Origin of the sequence: Microcoleus sp. AT3-D2, from assembly GCF_036705715.1 — a bacterium.
Classification (GTDB): Bacteria; Cyanobacteriota; Cyanobacteriia; order Cyanobacteriales; family Microcoleaceae; genus Microcoleus.
Window position 1 is genome coordinate 62,078 of record NZ_JAUBVE010000014.1, and the last position, 13,406, is coordinate 75,483.

The following is a 13,406-nucleotide window of genomic DNA, read 5'->3' on the forward strand; positions in this document are numbered from 1 at the left end:
AATTTGTGAAGATACAATGAAAAAAATCTTCGTAGCAGTTTTTCGTTGCTCGATATGTTCGCGCGTAATGGCTAATTAGCAATTGGTATTTGGTAACAGGCAATTGGTACTTGATACGAGTTAAAAACACTAGATATCAATTTTGTTCTGATTCATCTGCAGGCGATGGGGGCCAAGGCGCCACAGCACCCAAAGCAGATTTGCGGCCTAATTGCTGTTGCCGAATTCGCTCCAAATTCCCCGCAGGAATAGAAGCTATGAGTTGCCGCGTGTAAGCTTGCTGCGGTTGGCGGTAAATGCGCTCGGCAGTGCCAATTTCCTCGATTTTACCTTTGTTCATGACGATCGCGCGATCGCTCATAAACTTGACCACGCTCAAATCGTGAGAAATAAAAATATAAGTCAGTCCAAACTCTGTTTGCAACTCCTTCAGCAAATTTAAAACTTGCGCCTGCACCGACACATCTAATGCCGAAACCGACTCATCGCAAATAATAAACTTAGGATTCAAAGCCAAAGCTCTAGCAATACAAATTCGTTGCCGCTGTCCACCCGAAAACTCGTGAGGGTAGCGCCGCATAAAATCGGCATTTAAGCCCACTCTCTCCAACAAATAAGCAGCGCGATCGCGCTGTTCTTTGTGGTTCTTACCAAAGCGGTGAATCACCATCGGTTCCATCACCGCATCCCCAATATTCAGGCGCGGATCGAGAGAACTAAAAGGGTCTTGAAAAATAATTTGCATATCGCGCCGCAGCCACCGCAATTTGCGATCGTACTCTTTTTTCATCCGATAATTAGCCATCCACTGCGATGCGGAACTACTTTTCGCAGGAGGCGTAATTTCTTGACCTTCAAAAAACACTTGACCGCTGGCGATCGGAATTAATTGCAGCAAAGCCCTCGCCAAAGTAGATTTGCCGCAGCCCGACTCGCCCACCAAACCCAAAGTCTCGCCCGGGTAAACCTCAAAAGAAATATCGTTTACCGCCATAAAGAAGCGTTTGGTTTCGCCAAACATCCCCTGAACCGGAAAACCGACGCGCAAGTTATTAACAGCTAGCAAAGGCTCGGAAATATGCGGCAGCCGAGGCGGTTTTCCTGTTGCAAAAGCGGGATTTCCCCCGCTGTTGTCGCCGTCTAAATCGGCATTTTTCTCGACAATTACTAATTCGCCGCTAGCATTTGTGGTGACATCCATAAAATCGGAAACTGTCGGCAAGCGGCGCCTTTGCCGATCGAGAGTTGGGCGGCAAGCTAATAAACCTTTTGTGTAAGGATGTTGGGGATTGCTGAAAATTTGTTCGATCGCACCGCACTCAACAATCTTGCCGCGGTACATCACCGCCACCGTATCGCCAATTTCAGCAATGACGCCCAAATCGTGGGTAATAAAAATCATTGCCATGCCTCTAGAGTCCCGCAAGTCCCGCAGCAAAGCTAAAATAGTTGCCTGCACGGTTACGTCCAAAGCCGTGGTAGGTTCATCAGCAATTAATAAAGTTGGATTGCAAGAAATGGCCATTGCAATCATCACGCGCTGGATTTGACCGCCGGAGAGTTCGTGGGGATAGCGATCGAGCATAGCTTGTTTTTGGCCGTTAACGAGCTGCATCAAATCGCGATCGTCCTCCATACCTGCTTGATTCCCCGCAGCAGTCCGGGAGTGCTCTTGCCGCAAAGCCAAACACCGCTGCCTGAGCTCATCGTCGCCCGGTAGCAGCTTCACCTCTTGCAGCAGAGAAGCAGCTTGGCGCCGCGCTTCTGTCTGCGACACCTGTTGGTGCAAACAAAGGGCTTCTGTGAGTTGAAATCCGATCGTATAAACGGGATTTAGCGAACTCATCGGCTCTTGAAAAATCGTCGCAATCTGGCTGCCCCGGTATGTTTGTTTTTCCCTGTCCGGCATTTCCAGCAGATTCACAGGCCCATTGTTAGCGCCGTCTTTTGTCGGAGAAAACCAAATTTCGCCATCGATTTTCGTTGACGAACTCGACAGCAAACCCATAACAGCCAGGGATGTTACCGATTTTCCCGATCCCGACTCTCCCACGATGCCCAGAGTTTGCCCTCGCTTGACCTCAAAGGAAATGCCGTCAACCGCTTTGACGGTTGCAGACGCATCGCCTGCGTCCGCAGATTGAAATTGAACCCGCAGGTTGCGAACTTCTAGGACGGTTTCACTCATGGAAGTCTATGGCAAAAATTAAAGGGAGACTAAGTGGATTGTAGCAGGGCCTGTGGAAGGCAGAAGGCACCGGGAGAGTTTTAAGATTGCTTCGTTCCTCGCGAAGCGTGGCAATCTGAAAACTCAGAGCTAGTTATAGCGGATCTCAATCAGGTGAGGTACTCGCCGGCTTTCTTACCAATTCCGCAATCGAAAATCGAAAATCGAAAATCGAAAATCCCAATCAGTAGCTCACTCAATTGACAATTGCGATAAGTGCCTTCTGCCTGCAATTTTCCTTAAAAACCAATGATTTGAGTGTCAGCAGGCAGTGCAGTGGCTTCGGAGACCTTTTTAAACACAGTTGCCTGCTCGTTTAAGGAATTAGGTCTGGCCTGTCCGGGATTGGTGCCTTGCAACTGAAGGCGCATTTGACCTTCGGGAGTCAACTCAAAAACAGTCTCAACGGTTTCTGTGCTGCTGAGGCCGACATCAAGGTGCATCGGTTTTTCACCGAGATTAACTTTGTACCTCATTTCTTGGGCGCGGACGGCTCCGTCGGGGCCTTTAGCCATGAGAAACAATTTGCCTTCTGGGGCAAAGATGAAGGTGAAAGACTGACCTGATGCTGTGCCTTGCCATTGGCCTAGAAGTTGCTGGTCGAGGGTGCTAGCGGCAGGGGCTGCTGTTTCTTGGGCAATTGTTGGTGTTGCTGCGGATGCTGGGCCGAGTGAGGTGTTGAAGCTAATGAGGATGCCCAAGCAAAGGCTACCTGCGATCGCTTTACCAATCATTTTTGAATTAGACATGAGACCGATCTAAAAATTGGTTATTTGTTTTGTACACTGTAGCGGTAAAACCGTACTTTGTTTAGTTTAAATCTCTTTGATGGATAGATATAGGTTGCGGTTCCAACCTGCAACGCAGTTGTCATCCCCCGACTAAAGCTTTTCCTGAGCTTGTTGAAGCGTCACGGGGCTTTCAGTTTTTGTTTATTGTAAAATCCAATACAAACTCGGCTTAAGCTGAACAGTTCGCTGTTCTGAGTAGATTGTTCTTCACTCAAAACAGCTAATTGACTATTGCGTTCGATCGCACCCCCAGATAGTTTGGCAAATCGATCGCATTAATAGTCTTTCATTAATTTTTTTCAGTATCGGGTTCGACTTGTTCTGTCGGAGATTCCGGCGCGGGTTCCTGTGGATTTCGCGATCGTTTCATGCGCTCCAATGCCTCTGCGTAAGACCAAGCCACGCTCACAAGAAAAGCTTTCGCCATGCCGGACAAATTTTGTGCATCCTCGGTTTCAGGCGCTTCAGCTTTTTGGTTGCCATCGTTCATCATGTTTTTGTTTTCTCCCGGGCAGGTTTTTCTAGCGATTTTTTGCGGTTTGCGATCGATACCCACAAATTATGATTTTTCTTGCACCTGCACCCTACTTATCTTTGAGGATATGACCTTGATTACCACGAATAATATCATAAATACGCTGATTCGATGACCGCATCAGAAAGAAACCTTAACTTCGCTGGTAGCCCGCAGCACTGACTATTGCAGGAAAGTGCGCTTGTAAGTTACGATATCTTTATGAATAGCTTGATTTTTTTCATGACTACTTTCATAAATTAAAATAACTCTTTTAGAGTTTTCTCTAATCAGAATTACCGAGCTGTTGAGAAACTGCCCGGAGCCGTCTAATACGGTTAGCCCTTCCCGAAAATGAGGGGTAATAACTGCCTTGACGTGGTCGCCTTCACCATTGAACTCCAGCACTTGAAAATTCATTTTTTCAGCCACCTCTCGAAACGATTTTTCTATCAAATCAAGACTCTCACCTGTAAACACAGACCTACGGTATTTAGTTATACAGACCAAGTGTATTTTAAGTTCTGTAACAGAATGCCGTTCTCGGCGATAAGTGGTTGTCATTTTTTACAAACCAAGATATGATTCATTAACAGACCAATTTTAGCACAAGCCATGAAAGCACGATATCGCTACAGATTCTACCCAACTAGCCAACAGCAGCAGAGCCTAGCTCAGTTGTTCGGCTGTGTCCGGGTAGTCTGGAACGATGCGCTGGCAATTTGCAAACAGTCAGACAAAAAACCAAGTTCAACAGATTTGCAAAAAATTGTAATTACTCAAGCGAAGAATACTGAAGAAAGAGCTTGGCTGGGAGACGTGTCTTGCGTCCCGTTACAGCAGTCAGTTGCCGACTTGGATATTGCCTTCAAGAATTTTTTCAACTCCTGCAAGGGAAAGAGGAAAGGTCGCAAAGTCGGATATCCTAAGTTCAAAAAAAGAACGAACAGTCAATCAGCGCGTTTTAGAGTAGGAGGTTTTTCTTTGAAAGGTCGTGGGGTATATCTAGCCAAGATTGGTATTGTCAAGCCAATCTGGTCGAGAGAACTTCCGTCTGAACCCAGCTCTGTTACAGTAATCAAAGATTGTGCGAATCGTTACTTTTTAAGTTTTGTGGTAGAGGTTCAACCTGTTCAAGTTGAAGCAAAAAATCCCAGCATCGGAATCGATTTGGGAATTAAAACTTTTGCAGTAATGAGTAATGGCGAAAAAGCAGAAAGTCCTAGTTACAGAAAGCTAGATCGAAAAGTTCGCAAACTTCAGCGCAAGTTAGCTCGTCAACCCAAAGATTCTAAAAGAAGGAATACAACTAGAATCAAGATTGCCAAGTTTCATAACCGCATTGCCGATACCCGGAAAGATTTCCTGCACAAATTATCAACCAAAATAGTCAACGAAAACCAAGTGATTGTTTTGGAAGACCTCAACGTATCCGGCATGGTTAAGAATCGGAAGCTCTCACGGGCAATTAGCCAGCAAGGATGGTACGAATTCCGAACGCTTTGTGAGGCTAAGTCTGAAAAACATGGTAGAGAATTTCAAGTAATTAGTAGATGGGAACCTACTAGCCAAGTTTGTTCAGACTGCGGTTTTAAATGGGGCAAGATTGATTTATCTATCCGCTCAGTGCTTTGTTTAAATTGCAACACTGAGCAAGATAGAGACGAAAATGCTGCTAGAAATATAGAGAAAGTCGGGATGGGGAATCGCCACGACTCTAAATGTACGCAGAGACGGAGTAAGACAACTTCGGTTGCATCAGTCTGTGAAGCGTAAAGAATCCCCGTGCGTTTACGCCGGGGAGTATTTCAACAATAAGAATGGGATACAAGCCCCGTCCTTTTAGGACGGCTTTTCTTGATTTCTAATATACTCCTTCAAAACCTCTAAAGACGCACCACCTACAGAAACAGCAAAATAACTAGGACTCCATAAAGCTTCTTTGTGGGGTTTTCTGTGTCCCGCTTGTCCGTAACGGCGACTGGAAACGCCTTTCAAAGCATTCACTATTTGAGAAATAGAAAGTTTAGGCGGATACTCAATCAGTGTATGAACGTGGTCGCCTTCACCATTGAACTCCAGCACTTGAAAATTCATTTTTTCAGCCACCTCTCGAAACGATTTTTCTATCAAATCAAGACTCTCACCTGTAAACACAGACCTACGGTATTTAGTTATACAGACCAAGTGTATTTTAAGTTCTGTAACAGAATGCCGTTCTCGGCGATAAGTGGTTGTCATTTTTTACAAACCAAGATATGATTCATTAACAGACCAATTTTAGCACAAGCCATGAAAGCACGATATCGCTACAGATTCTACCCAACTAGCCAACAGCAGCAGAGCCTAGCTCAGTTGTTCGGCTGTGTCCGGGTAGTCTGGAACGATGCGCTGGCAATTTGCAAACAGTCAGACAAAAAACCAAGTTCAACAGATTTGCAAAAAATTGTAATTACTCAAGCGAAGAATACTGAAGAAAGAGCTTGGCTGGGAGACGTGTCTTGCGTCCCGTTACAGCAGTCAGTTGCCGACTTGGATATTGCCTTCAAGAATTTTTTCAACTCCTGCAAGGGAAAGAGGAAAGGTCGCAAAGTCGGATATCCTAAGTTCAAAAAAAGAACGAACAGTCAATCAGCGCGTTTTAGAGTAGGAGGTTTTTCTTTGAAAGGTCGTGGGGTATATCTAGCCAAGATTGGTATTGTCAAGCCAATCTGGTCGAGAGAACTTCCGTCTGAACCCAGCTCTGTTACAGTAATCAAAGATTGTGCGAATCGTTACTTTTTAAGTTTTGTGGTAGAGGTTCAACCTGTTCAAGTTGAAGCAAAAAATCCCAGCATCGGAATCGATTTGGGAATTAAAACTTTTGCAGTAATGAGTAATGGCGAAAAAGCAGAAAGTCCTAGTTACAGAAAGCTAGATCGAAAAGTTCGCAAACTTCAGCGCAAGTTAGCTCGTCAACCCAAAGATTCTAAAAGAAGGAATACAACTAGAATCAAGATTGCCAAGTTTCATAACCGCATTGCCGATACCCGGAAAGATTTCCTGCACAAATTATCAACCAAAATAGTCAACGAAAACCAAGTGATTGTTTTGGAAGACCTCAACGTATCCGGCATGGTTAAGAATCGGAAGCTCTCACGGGCAATTAGCCAGCAAGGATGGTACGAATTCCGAACGCTTTGTGAGGCTAAGTCTGAAAAACATGGTAGAGAATTTCAAGTAATTAGTAGATGGGAACCTACTAGCCAAGTTTGTTCAGACTGCGGTTTTAAATGGGGCAAGATTGATTTATCTATCCGCTCAGTGCTTTGTTTAAATTGCAACACTGAGCAAGATAGAGACGAAAATGCTGCTAGAAATATAGAGAAAGTCGGGATGGGGAATCGCCACGACTCTAAATGTACGCAGAGACGGAGTAAGACAACTTCGGTTGCATCAGTCTGTGAAGCGTAAAGAATCCCCGTGCGTTTACGCCGGGGAGTATTTCAATAACTCCTGCCATTCTGATTGAGAAATTGTCTCGCCTCCCGGTTTTGTTAAGCCAAAGTACAGTTCATCTTTAAGGAGATTTGTTTGCTTGGCATTAGTATCCGAAGTTTCGGGAAGTTGAGCGCGGGCCATTGTCGCCGAACAAACAAGCAGGATGAACAGCAGGCCAATCAAGCAAAGACTCTTAAGATGTTTATTCATCAGGAATTACGCGGAAATTCTATATGGTGGGCCGTTGCTTCTAGCCCGCTGTTGAAATGCTGATTGAGAATACTGCAATATCTCAGTTTTAACCACCGAGTCTGATCAACGGGTTTTTAATCGGAATTTGATTTAATTTAACATAAAAGACTTCCAACTCAAAAACCCAGTTTCTCAGGTGAAACTGGGTTTTTGAGCCTCTGTTCTAGTTTATTTATGCTCGCCTACTTGATTGCGTCTGTCATATGAAGTAGCTCAACCTATTTAAACGTCAAACTTTTCAGGTGTTCAGAAACCCGGAAGGGCGAGCACTCTTGGCTCCGCCCCGAAAGCAATCAGGTTTCTCGGTGTTATATTTTTTTAGTTGGAGCTAGTTATCCTTTAATTCGCGGGCACTTCTCTTAGCAGTGTCTTGGTACATCTCCCCCATTTCTTTCACGGCTGCTCCTGCCTCTTGCCCAATCTTCTGAACTCGTTCGCCCGGAGAGTCTGACGTTTCGCGAGCTTCTTGCCTCCATTCCCGCGTTGTTTGGGGTCTTTCAGGATTGTTTAGCTCAGAGTTTGAGCTTGCTTGCCCGCCAAAAAGTTGGTTACTGCGCCCCGAATCAACATTTGTTGTTAGCAGCAGGAAACCGACTAGGACAACACTCAAAAAACTCTTGATTTGAAAGCCCTTAAGCAGGGAACTAATGCGAGCTATGGCTGTGGAAATCAAATTCATCTCAGTAATACTCCCTAAGTTAATTGGTGATAATTTTCAACATTTTTTCATCTAATTGACTCGCTCCAAAACCAGCAGTTAATGCGAGGTAAAGCTAACTTAGCTTTAACTTGTCATTAACCACCTAAATAGAGTTATAGGTTAGCGATTAAATCTGGTAAACACGCCACCTATGTGTCAGCCAATTAGTTTTTTCACACATGATTATCACGTTAACAGCAGCCAAAGAGTTCTACCTCTAACTAAAGTCATAACTTAGTTAGAAGCAAAAACAATATTTTTCAGCACAGGGTTAGAGAATTTTTAATCAATGATGCTATGCAGCGCACATTCTTATTGCAAGCGATCGCCCGTTTTCACGTCAAACCAGTGCAGCAACTGAGGCCCAAAAACCAGCTCTACAATTTCTGAGTTCCAGTGGCCGTCATTTGGCAGCAAAGCCCGCACCGTTACTGACTCCAAACCTTTAACTCGGACGCTAACTAAATTTTGCATCCCCAAGTTTTCCACTAAATAAACCTCACCTTTAATTGCCTCTGGGGCCGACATATTGCCGGCCTCTACATCTGCAAAACTGACGTGTTCCGGGCGAATTCCTAACACAATTTCTGGCGGCACAGTCGGCATATCTGGTAGTCGAACTCGAAAATCCCCCAACACAGCAAAATTGCCCTGGCATTTAAGCACGAGCAAATTCATTTGCGGGCTGCCCACAAAACCAGCTACAAACTGATTTGCAGGACGGGTATAAATTAAGTGTGGCGGATCTAGCTGCTGCACGTTGCCGCTGTTGAGAACTGCGACTTTCGTAGAAAGGGTCATTGCTTCGGTTTGGTCGTGAGTTACGTAAACTACAGGAGCTTTTTGGGAGGAAAATAATTGTTTGAGTTCGGCCCTAACTTTTTCCCGCAATAATGCGTCGAGATTGCTCAAAGGTTCGTCGAGCAAAAATACTTCAGGTTGGCGCACTAATGCGCGGCCGAGGGCGACTCGCTGCCGCTGTCCGCCTGATAGTTTTCCGGGTTTGCGATCGATTAATTCCGTCAATCCGAGGGATGTGGCAACTTCTGTCACTAACCGATTGATTTCGCTGGAGGAGATTTTGCGAAGTTTGAGGCTCGATGCCATATTCTCGTATACTGTCATGTGCGGATACAGCGCGTAACTTTGAAAAACCATTGCAATATCCCGATCGCCCGGTCTGAGATAAGTGACATCGCGATCGCCAATTCTAATCTCGCCTCTAGTTGGCTGTTCCAACCCTGCAATTAACCGCAGCGTCGTAGATTTGCCACACCCCGATGGCCCCAACAAAGTCAGAAATTCCCCTTCGCTGACATCCAAACTAATGTCTTTTACGGGAACTACTTTAGGGCTGTAGGTTTTATTGAGGTTTTTGAGTTGCAATTTTGCCATGATTTTTAAAGTGTTGACTGTTGACTGTTGACTGTTGATTGTTGATTGTTGACTGTTGATTGTTGACTGTTGACTGTTGACTGTTGACTGTTGACTGTTGACTGTGTTGTTTGACTCGTTCCCAGGCACAGCCCAGGAACCAGTTCAATCTAAAATCTAAAATTTAAAATCGATTTATCCTTTTACAGCCCCCGCAGTTAAACCTTGAACAATCCGCCGCTGGAACACCAAAACCAGCAAAACCAAGGGCAAAGTTCCCAAAACGGTAGCTGCGGCGATCGGCCCGTAAGGAATCTCAAATACTGACACCCCGCTGAGTTGAGCCGTGGCGACGGGGATTGTTTTTAGAGATTCGCGAGTCATAAATGTCAGTGCAAAAATAAACTCGTTCCAAGCTGAAATAAATGTTAAAATTCCAGTTGTGACTAAGGCTGGAAATGTCATCGGCAGTACGATTTGCCACAGCATTTGGAAAGTGTTGTATCCGTCTACTTTAGCCGCATCTTCCAAATCTTTGGGCAACTGTTGAAAGAAACTCCGCATTACCAAAATTGTCAGCGGCAAATTGATCGCAGTATAAGGAATAATTAATGCTAAATAATTATTGCCTAAATCCAAAGCTTTGACAATTTCTAGCAGTCCCAAAAATAGCAGCACCGCCGGAAATAGCGTTACAATCGTCACAGTTGCCAGGATAATTCTCTCGCTCCACAGCCGCAACCTGGCTAAAGCGTAAGCTGCGGGAGCGCCTACTGCTAAACACAGCAATGTTGAAGTAATGGAAACAAAAGCGCTATTTAAAATGTAAAGTGCAAAGGGGCGGCGCTGGAATAGGGACAGGTAATGCTCGAAAGTAATTCGTTTGGGAATGTAGACGTTCGGAATCGCTGAAATATCCGCATTTACTTTGAAAGATGTTAACACTTGCCAGATAATGGGTGCGAGAAAATATGCGACGATTAATATCGCCGAGATTGGCAAGATTAATTGCCGGATGTTAAAGGCTTTTTTCGTGGGTTGTTCGCGGGCGATCGACATAATTTATACCAATGAAATAAAAGTGCAACTGTTGGTTATCTCAAATCCCAAACCTAAAATCTAAAATCCTCTTAGTTTCCTCCTGCTGCATTGGTGCGCGCTCTCGATAACAGGTAAGCGGCGATCGCAACTGCTGCCACTAACATCAAAAAAGTACACACCACCAAAGCCGCCCCATACCCAAAGTCTAAATACCTCATTACCGTGCTGTAAATGTAGATAGAAACCGTCTCCGTTGCCCCCGCCGGCCCCCCTCCCGTCATCACCTGAATCAAGTCAAAAATGCCGAAAGCTTGGGCAAATCGAAACAGCACAGCAATCACAATTTGCGGCATCAGCAGGGGCACGGTAACTTGACGGAAACTCTGCCAGCTACTCGCGCCGTCAATGGCGTGGGCTTCGTATAAATCACCGGGAATCGATTGCAATCCCGCTAGCAAAAGCAAGCTGACAAACGGCGTAGTTTTCCACACATCTGCTGTAATCACTGCCATCATTGCCAAAGTCGGATCGCCCAGCCAGCTAATGCTATTTTGAATCAATCCTAATCGCCTCAAAATGTCGTTAATAACGCCGTATTGGTCGTTAAAAATCCACGCCCAAGCTACTCCCATCAATGCCGTCGGCAGCGCCCAAGGCAGCAAGGAAATTGTCCGCACGATGCCACGCCCTGTGAAGGATTGATTTAAGACTAAGGCAATGCCCATACCGAGAATTAATTCCAGCACAACAGAGGCGACAGTAAATACTGTGGTGTTGGCTAAAGTTTGCCAGAAACGCCCGTCGCCTAAGATTCGACTGTAGTTAGCAAAACCAGAAAAAACCAGTTTTAATTCTGTACCGAGGTTTTGGGTGAATAAACTCAGCCAAAAAGCGCGCAATATTGGGTAAGCAAATACTAGCATCAGAATTATCAAAGCTGGTGCTACTAATATCCACCCGGTTTTCTGTTCGCGCTGTCGCATCTTGTCTAATTGCATATTTCTCACCTTTGTATTTCTCGCTTGTAGCCGAGTCTCGATCCCCCTAAATCCCCCTTAATAAGGGGGACTTTGAAAGTTCCAGTTCTTCCCCCTTATTAAGGGATACTTTGAAAATTTCAGTCCCCCCTTATTAAGGGATACTTTGAAAGTTCCAGTTCCCCCCTTATTAAGGGGGGTTAGGGGGGATCGAGTGGCTCATTTTCCGACAGGAAACTGATATTAACTTTGAACTCAAGTTGAAAATGATTGCCATTCCTGTGTTCCGAAAAATATCGTTTTTATTAAGCTTATTTAATCGGAAACACAAATTTACAAAGCTTGGGGTTGTTTCAAACTGCCTAATAAATTGCGAGTTTCGCTAGCTGCTGCTTTCATTGCTTGTTCTGCACTCATTCTCCCGGTAAAAGCTGAACTCAAATAACGCTGCAAAATATCAGAAGCTTGAGCGTATTGTGCTATGGGCGGGCGCAACGCTGGGCGTTCTACTACTTTTAGCAGTTGCGGGTAGTGGGGATATTTGGCGACTATTTCTTTGTTGGTAAATAGGGATTTGTAACTGGGAATTAAACCAGTTTCTAAAATAAATTTGCGCTGGGTTTCCTCGCTGGTAAGATACTGAATTGCTTTCCAGGCTTGTTCTGGATGTTTGGAAGTTTTGGCAATTCCCCAGCCCCAGCCGCCCAAGCAGGAACCGCCTGTTTGACCGGCACTGCTGAGCATTGGCTCGATCGCAATTTTGCCTCTAACATTCGATCCTTCGGCATTTGCCAGCTTCCAAACATACGGCCAGTTTCGCAAAAATAGCGCTTGGCCATTTTGAAACAAGAGCCTGGTTTCTTCTTCGCCGTAGGTGGTGACACCCGGAGGAGAAATGCCAGAGGCGATCGTATTTTTGAGAAATTCCACTGCTTTAATTGCCTCCGGTTTATCTAACCCAACTTCAAAAGTTTGAGGGTTTGCCCAGAAGCCACCGAAACCGGAGAGCACTTCGACAAACATCGCAGAGACTCCCTCGTATTGTTTGCCTTGCCACAGATAACCCCAAGTTGCTTTTCCCTGTTTTTGTAAGTTTTGAGAGATTTTTACCATCTCTTCAAAGGTTTTCGGGGCTGGAATTTTCGCTTGTTCTAAAATGTCTTTGCGGTAATAAAGCATTCCGGCATCGGAAGCGTGGGGAATGCGGTAAAGTTTGCCCCGATACCGCCCGCCTTCGACGTTACCTTGGATGAATTTGGAAAGTTGTTCGGGGGGAATTTTGTCTGTCAAATCCCTTACCCAACCTGCGGCTGCAAATTTGGGAACCCAGACAATATCCATGTTGATGATGTCGTAAGGCGATTCGCCTAAAAGAAAGGCAGATGTGTAAAGATTTTCTATGAGGTTGGTGTCAAAAGGCCCTTCTATGAGGTTGATGCGAATGTCGGGGTTTTTCTGTTCAAATTCTTTGACAAAGGGTCTCCAGTTAACAATGTCTTGGCCTTGCATTAACATGGTGAGCACGACTGGCTGTTGAGTTAGTGCCGGCAGAATAAATAAAAGCAAGACGGCGGTTAATGTGGCAGCGAATAACGCTAAAAGACGGGGACGCTTCTGGCTTCGTTGCTGCGGGGAGTTTATTTTTTGCATTTGTTTTTGAGAAATGGCGGTGCGATCGCCTTATTTCTCTCATAACTCGCTTTCTTTTGTTTCGCTGCATTTAGCGAGTTTGTGCAATAAAAGTTTAAGTAAACTTTAGCTTACTTAATAATGCTTGAGTGCAGAATGCAAATTTTGATTTAAGTAGGTCGAAGGGGAGTTAAGTAGACATCTATCTCTAGAGAGATATTGAGACAATTGTCTAAGCTAGCAGTTGTCAATCGGATGCAATAAAGTATGAGCACGGCAAGGTCGTGTCATGGGCCGGATATCTGTAATTCACTCAATTGAAAACGGCTATACCAATTTAAAAAAGTCTTGCTACCACCATCAATTTTATACCAATTATTAAAAGTCGGAGAGTCCCGCGCCCGACTTAGGCTTGGTCTAA

General features: G+C 44.9%; 13 protein-coding genes. 2 read left to right on the top strand and 11 right to left on the bottom strand.

Annotated elements, in window-relative coordinates:
- Positions 1–136 precede the first annotated feature (136 nt).
- The 4 genes from QUB44_RS08835 to tnpA (QUB44_RS08850) all read right to left on the bottom strand — a co-directional run bounded on the left by QUB44_RS08835 (position 137) and on the right by tnpA (QUB44_RS08850) (position 4,096).
- Complete coding sequence (locus tag QUB44_RS08835) at positions 137–2,188, bottom strand: ABC transporter ATP-binding protein (RefSeq protein ID WP_333365680.1); 2,052 nt, start codon at positions 2,186–2,188, stop codon at positions 137–139.
- Positions 2,189–2,466: 278 nt separating this feature from the next.
- The gene (locus tag QUB44_RS08840; protein WP_333365683.1) at positions 2,467–2,976 is read right to left on the bottom strand and encodes a hypothetical protein; all 510 of its coding nucleotides are present in this window, start codon (positions 2,974–2,976) and stop codon (positions 2,467–2,469) included.
- 331 nt (positions 2,977–3,307) lie between these two features.
- Positions 3,308–3,511: a hypothetical protein gene (locus QUB44_RS08845; protein WP_333365686.1), complete on the bottom strand. Its 204-nt coding sequence runs from the start codon at positions 3,509–3,511 to the stop codon at positions 3,308–3,310.
- A 204-nt stretch (positions 3,512–3,715) separates the two neighbouring features.
- Positions 3,716–4,096, bottom strand: coding sequence for an IS200/IS605 family transposase (gene tnpA, locus QUB44_RS08850; RefSeq protein ID WP_333365689.1), 381 nt, complete (start codon positions 4,094–4,096; stop codon positions 3,716–3,718).
- Between the two features lie 51 nt (positions 4,097–4,147).
- Between tnpA (QUB44_RS08850) and QUB44_RS08855 the strand changes: the two genes are divergently transcribed.
- Positions 4,148–5,308, top strand: a complete 1,161-nt coding sequence (locus QUB44_RS08855) for a transposase (protein WP_333365693.1) — start codon at positions 4,148–4,150, stop codon at positions 5,306–5,308.
- Between the two features lie 66 nt (positions 5,309–5,374).
- Here QUB44_RS08855 and tnpA (QUB44_RS08860) read toward each other — a convergent pair whose 3' ends face one another.
- A complete protein-coding gene (gene tnpA / locus QUB44_RS08860; RefSeq protein ID WP_333365698.1) occupies positions 5,375–5,773 on the bottom strand; it encodes an IS200/IS605 family transposase in 399 nt (132 codons plus the stop codon).
- Between the two features lie 51 nt (positions 5,774–5,824).
- Between tnpA (QUB44_RS08860) and QUB44_RS08865 the strand changes: the two genes are divergently transcribed.
- On the top strand, positions 5,825–6,985 hold the full coding sequence (locus QUB44_RS08865) for a transposase (protein WP_333365693.1): 1,161 nt from the start codon (positions 5,825–5,827) through the stop codon (positions 6,983–6,985).
- A gap of 15 nt (positions 6,986–7,000) precedes the next feature.
- On the opposite strand, the gene QUB44_RS08870 is transcribed toward QUB44_RS08865, so the two are convergent.
- The 6 genes from QUB44_RS08870 to QUB44_RS08895 all read right to left on the bottom strand — a co-directional run bounded on the left by QUB44_RS08870 (position 7,001) and on the right by QUB44_RS08895 (position 13,006).
- Complete coding sequence (locus tag QUB44_RS08870) at positions 7,001–7,222, bottom strand: hypothetical protein (RefSeq protein WP_333365701.1); 222 nt, start codon at positions 7,220–7,222, stop codon at positions 7,001–7,003.
- A gap of 370 nt (positions 7,223–7,592) precedes the next feature.
- Entirely contained in the window at positions 7,593–7,943 is a 351-nt protein-coding gene (locus QUB44_RS08875) for a hypothetical protein (protein WP_333365704.1), read from the bottom strand.
- A 333-nt stretch (positions 7,944–8,276) separates the two neighbouring features.
- Positions 8,277–9,359, bottom strand: a complete 1,083-nt coding sequence (locus QUB44_RS08880) for an ABC transporter ATP-binding protein (protein ID WP_333365707.1) — start codon at positions 9,357–9,359, stop codon at positions 8,277–8,279.
- Positions 9,360–9,533: 174 nt separating this feature from the next.
- Positions 9,534–10,397: a carbohydrate ABC transporter permease gene (locus QUB44_RS08885; protein WP_333365711.1), complete on the bottom strand. Its 864-nt coding sequence runs from the start codon at positions 10,395–10,397 to the stop codon at positions 9,534–9,536.
- A 71-nt stretch (positions 10,398–10,468) separates the two neighbouring features.
- Positions 10,469–11,377: a sugar ABC transporter permease gene (locus tag QUB44_RS08890; protein WP_333166221.1), complete on the bottom strand. Its 909-nt coding sequence runs from the start codon at positions 11,375–11,377 to the stop codon at positions 10,469–10,471.
- Positions 11,378–11,689: 312 nt separating this feature from the next.
- A complete protein-coding gene (locus tag QUB44_RS08895) occupies positions 11,690–13,006 on the bottom strand; it encodes an ABC transporter substrate-binding protein (RefSeq protein WP_333365715.1) in 1,317 nt (438 codons plus the stop codon).
- Positions 13,007–13,406: the final 400 nt, after the last annotated feature.